The sequence below is a fragment of the Saccharomonospora iraqiensis subsp. iraqiensis genome, assembly GCF_000430445.1.
Taxonomy (GTDB): Bacteria; Actinomycetota; Actinomycetes; order Mycobacteriales; family Pseudonocardiaceae; genus Saccharomonospora; species Saccharomonospora iraqiensis.
On sequence record NZ_KE387120.1, the window covers coordinates 88,753 to 92,446 of the forward strand.

4 protein-coding genes are annotated in these 3,694 nt (G+C 71.3%); 3 read left to right on the top strand and 1 reads right to left on the bottom strand.

Going from position 1 to position 3,694, the window contains the following annotated elements; translation table 11 throughout:
* Positions 1-160: 160 nt before the first annotated feature.
* A complete protein-coding gene (gene rpsT / locus ACTIR_RS0118065; RefSeq protein WP_026455334.1) occupies positions 161-421 on the bottom strand; it encodes a 30S ribosomal protein S20 in 261 nt (86 codons plus the stop codon).
* Between the two features lie 162 nt (positions 422-583).
* Here rpsT and ACTIR_RS0118070 point away from each other — a divergent pair, with 162 nt between their 5' ends.
* The 3 genes from ACTIR_RS0118070 to ACTIR_RS24140 form a co-directional block, all read left to right on the top strand.
* Positions 584-964 (top strand): VOC family protein, encoded by a 381-nt coding sequence (locus tag ACTIR_RS0118070; protein WP_026455335.1) that lies wholly within the window; start codon positions 584-586, stop codon positions 962-964.
* Between the two features lie 79 nt (positions 965-1,043).
* Positions 1,044-2,942, top strand: coding sequence for a translation elongation factor 4 (lepA, locus tag ACTIR_RS0118075; RefSeq protein WP_026455336.1), 1,899 nt, complete (start codon positions 1,044-1,046; stop codon positions 2,940-2,942).
* Positions 2,943-3,028: 86 nt separating this feature from the next.
* The coding region (locus tag ACTIR_RS24140; protein ID WP_034240803.1) for a nitronate monooxygenase at positions 3,029-3,694 on the top strand (666 nt) is incomplete at its 3' end.

Below are 3,694 nucleotides of genomic sequence, written 5' to 3' on the forward strand. Positions count from 1 at the left end.
ACCGCGGCCGCCGCTGAGCCCGGACGGACCCGACGGTCCCGCCACCCGGCGACCGCCGCCCCGGACCCACGGAACCCGCCCCGGACACACGAAACCCCCGGTGACCACCACGGACGTCGCCGGGGGTCGCCGGGGGCCGCGAAGACCGGGCGGCCGGTCGTCAGAGCTTGTTGACGCGCTGGGCCATGGCGGACTTCTTGTTCGCCGCCTGGTTCTTGTGCAGCACGCCCTTGCTCACCGCCTTGTCGAGGGCGCGGGCGGCGTTGCGCTGCAGCTGCACCGCCGTGGCCTTGTCGCCGGCGTCGGCGGCGCGCCGGAACTTGCGGATCGCGGTCTTGGTCGCCGACTTCACCGACTGGTTGCGCTGGCGCGCCTCCTCGTTGGTGCGGATGCGCTTCATCTGCGACTTGATGTTGGCCATGTGCCGCTCCCTCTCGATCGTGGAATCCGTCGCCGCGTCGTCGTGGCGCCGGCCCGGGGCCAGCCTTCCTCCCTGGCGGAATGCCACACGGCAACAGTCGGCCAGTCTAGCAACGCCGTCGGCGCCGCACGCCGCACCCTCACCCGTGAGACGGTGGTCGCCATGGACGTGCTCAACAGCCGTACGCTGCTCATCCCGGACGACCCGGAGGTGACCACGGCGTTCTACCGCGACACGCTGGGCCTGGCGGTGTACCGGGACTTCCCCGGCGGCACCGTGTTCTTCCTCGGCGGCGGGCTGCTGGAGATCGTGGGGAAGGGCGGCGGGGCCCGCACACCGGACGTGGCGCTGTGGCTCCAGGTGCGCGACCTCACGGTCACCCTCGCCGAACTGCGGCAGAAGGGCGTGTGGCCGGACCGGGAGCCGCGCCGGGAGGCGTGGGGGCTGGACGAGGCCTGGCTCAGTGACCCGGACGGCACCCGGATCGTGCTGGTCGAGGTCCCGCCGGACCACCCGCTGCGGACCGACGTCCGACCGGGCTGAGGCGGGGTGGCGGCCGAGCCGCCCACGCGCGGCGTGGGACCATGGAGCCCACCAGCCACGAGCGAGCCCGAGGTAGCGAGTGACACCGACACGTCCGTCCGCAGACACCACGTTCACACCGCCGGAGTTCATCCGGAACTTCTGCATCATCGCGCACATCGACCACGGCAAGTCGACCCTGGCCGACCGCATGCTGCAGCTCACCGGGGTGGTCGAGGAGCGGACGATGCGGGACCAGTACCTCGACCGGATGGACCTGGAGCGCGAGCGCGGCATCACGATCAAGGCGCAGAACGTGCGCCTGCCGTGGACCCGGGACGGTCGCGAGCACGTGCTGCACCTCATCGACACCCCGGGGCACGTCGACTTCACCTACGAGGTGTCCCGGGCGCTGGAGGCCTGTGAGGGGGCCATCCTGCTCGTGGACGCGGCCCAGGGCATCGAGGCGCAGACGCTGGCGAACCTCTACCTCGCCCTGGACAAGGACCTGCACATCATCCCGGTCCTGAACAAGATCGACCTCCCGGCCGCCGAGCCGGACAAGTACGCCGCCGAACTGGCGCACATCATCGGGTGCGAGCCGGACGACGTGCTCCGGGTCTCGGCGAAGACCGGTGCGGGGGTGCCGGAGCTGCTCGACCAGGTGGTGGGCCAGGTGCCGCCGCCCGAGGGCGACCCGGACGGGCCGCCGCGCGCGCTGATCTTCGACTCGGTGTACGACGCCTACCGGGGCGTGGTGACCTACATCCGCGTCGTCGACGGGCGGATCACCCCGCGGGAGCGGGTCACGATGATGCACAGCGGCGCCACCCACGAGCTGCTGGAGGTCGGGGTCATCTCGCCCGACCCGAAGCCGTGCGAGGGGCTCGGGGTCGGCGAGGTGGGCTACCTGATCACCGGGGTCAAGGACGTCCGGCAGGCCAAGGTCGGCGACACGGTGACCACGGCCCGCCGGGGTGCCGACGCGCCGCTCGCGGGTTACCGCGAACCGGTCCCGATGGTGTTCTCCGGTCTGTACCCGGTGGACGGCTCCGACTACCCGGACCTGCGGGACGCCCTGGACAAGCTGCAGCTCAACGACGCGGCGCTGAGCTACGAGCCGGAGACCTCGGTGGCGCTCGGCTTCGGCTTCCGCTGCGGGTTCCTCGGCCTGCTGCACCTGGAGATCACCCGGGCGCGGCTGGAGCGGGAGTTCGGGCTGGACCTCATCGCCACCGCACCGAACGTGGTCTACGACGTCTACCTGGAGGACGGCTCCGAACTCCAGGTGACCAACCCCTCGGACTGGCCCACCGGCGGCAAGATCGCGGAGGTGCACGAACCGGTCAGCAAGGTCACCGTGATCGCGCCGTCCGAGTTCATCGGTGCGGTGATGGAACTGTGCCAGGGCAAGCGCGGGCAGCTGCTCGGCATGGACTACCTGTCCGAGGACCGGGTGGAACTGCGGTACCAGCTGCCCCTTGGCGAGATCATCTTCGATTTCTTCGACTCGCTGAAGTCGCGCACGCGCGGCTACGCCTCCCTGGACTACGAGGAGGCCGGGCAGCAGGCGGCCGACCTGGTGAAGGTGGACATCCTGCTGCAGGGCGAGACGGTGGACGCCTTCTCGGCGATCGTGCACAAGGACTTCGCCTACCCCTACGGCAACAAGATGACCAACCGGCTGCGCGAGCTGATCCCGCGGCAGCAGTTCGAGGTGCCGATCCAGGCGGCCGTCGGGGGCCGCATCATCGCCCGGGAGACGGTGCGCGCGATCCGCAAGGACGTGCTGGCCAAGTGCTACGGCGGGGACATCTCGCGCAAGCGCAAGCTGCTGGAGAAGCAGAAGGAAGGCAAGAAGAAGATGAAGACCGTGGGGCGCGTCGAGGTGCCGCAGGAGGCGTTCGTCGCCGCGCTGTCCGCGGGCGGGGGCGACGGTGGCGACAAGGGGGAGAAGGGCAAGGGCGACAAGGGCAAGGGCGGTAAGGGCAAGAAGTAGCCCGCGTCCCCGACGCCCACCGCACCGGATCCCGTGAACCCGTGGCCGCGTCACACGGCGGCCGCGCCGATTCGTAGGCTTGGCCCATGTTCGACAGCTTGCGCGTGCCCGTGATCGCCGCGCCGATGGCCGGGGGGCCGTCCACGCCGGAGCTCGTCGCCGCCACGGCGCGTGCCGGGGCCTTCGGGTTCCTGGCGGGGGGCTACCTCAGCGCCGCGGCCCTGGCCGACCAGATCAGCACCGCCCGCGCCCTGTCGGACGACGCGTTCGGTGTGAACCTGTTCGTGCCCGGGATCAGGTCCACTGTGGACCTGTCCCCGTACACGGCCCGCCTGCGGGCCGAGGGCGGACGCTACGGCGTCGAACCCGGTGACCCGCGCTGGGACGACGACGGCTACGCGGCCAAGCTGGACCTGCTCGTCGAGGCCCGGGTCCCGGTGGTCTCCTTCACCTTCGGGGTGCCGCTGGAGTCCGACGTCGACCGGCTGCACGAGGCGGGCAGCATCATCGTGGTGACCGTGACCTCACCGGACGAGGCCCGCGAGGCGGCCGCGGTCGGCGCCGACGCGCTGTGTGTGCAGGGATTCGAGGCCGGTGGCCACCGCGGGGTGTTCACCGACGACGTCACGGACCCGTTCGGTGGCGAGCTGCACGGTGTGCTGGCGGGGTTGCGCCTGATCGCGGCGGCGACCGACCTGCCGCTGATCGCCGCGGGGGGACTGGTGCACGGCGCGGACGTCGCGGCGGTGCTC

Excerpts from the sequence above, each read along its gene's own strand:
- rpsT (WP_026455334.1), bottom strand. The coding sequence starts at position 421 with ATGGCCAACATCAAGTCGCAGATGAAGCGCATCCGCACCAACGAGGAG.
- ACTIR_RS0118070 (WP_026455335.1), top strand. The coding sequence starts at position 584 with ATGGACGTGCTCAACAGCCGTACGCTGCTCATCCCGGACGACCCGGAG.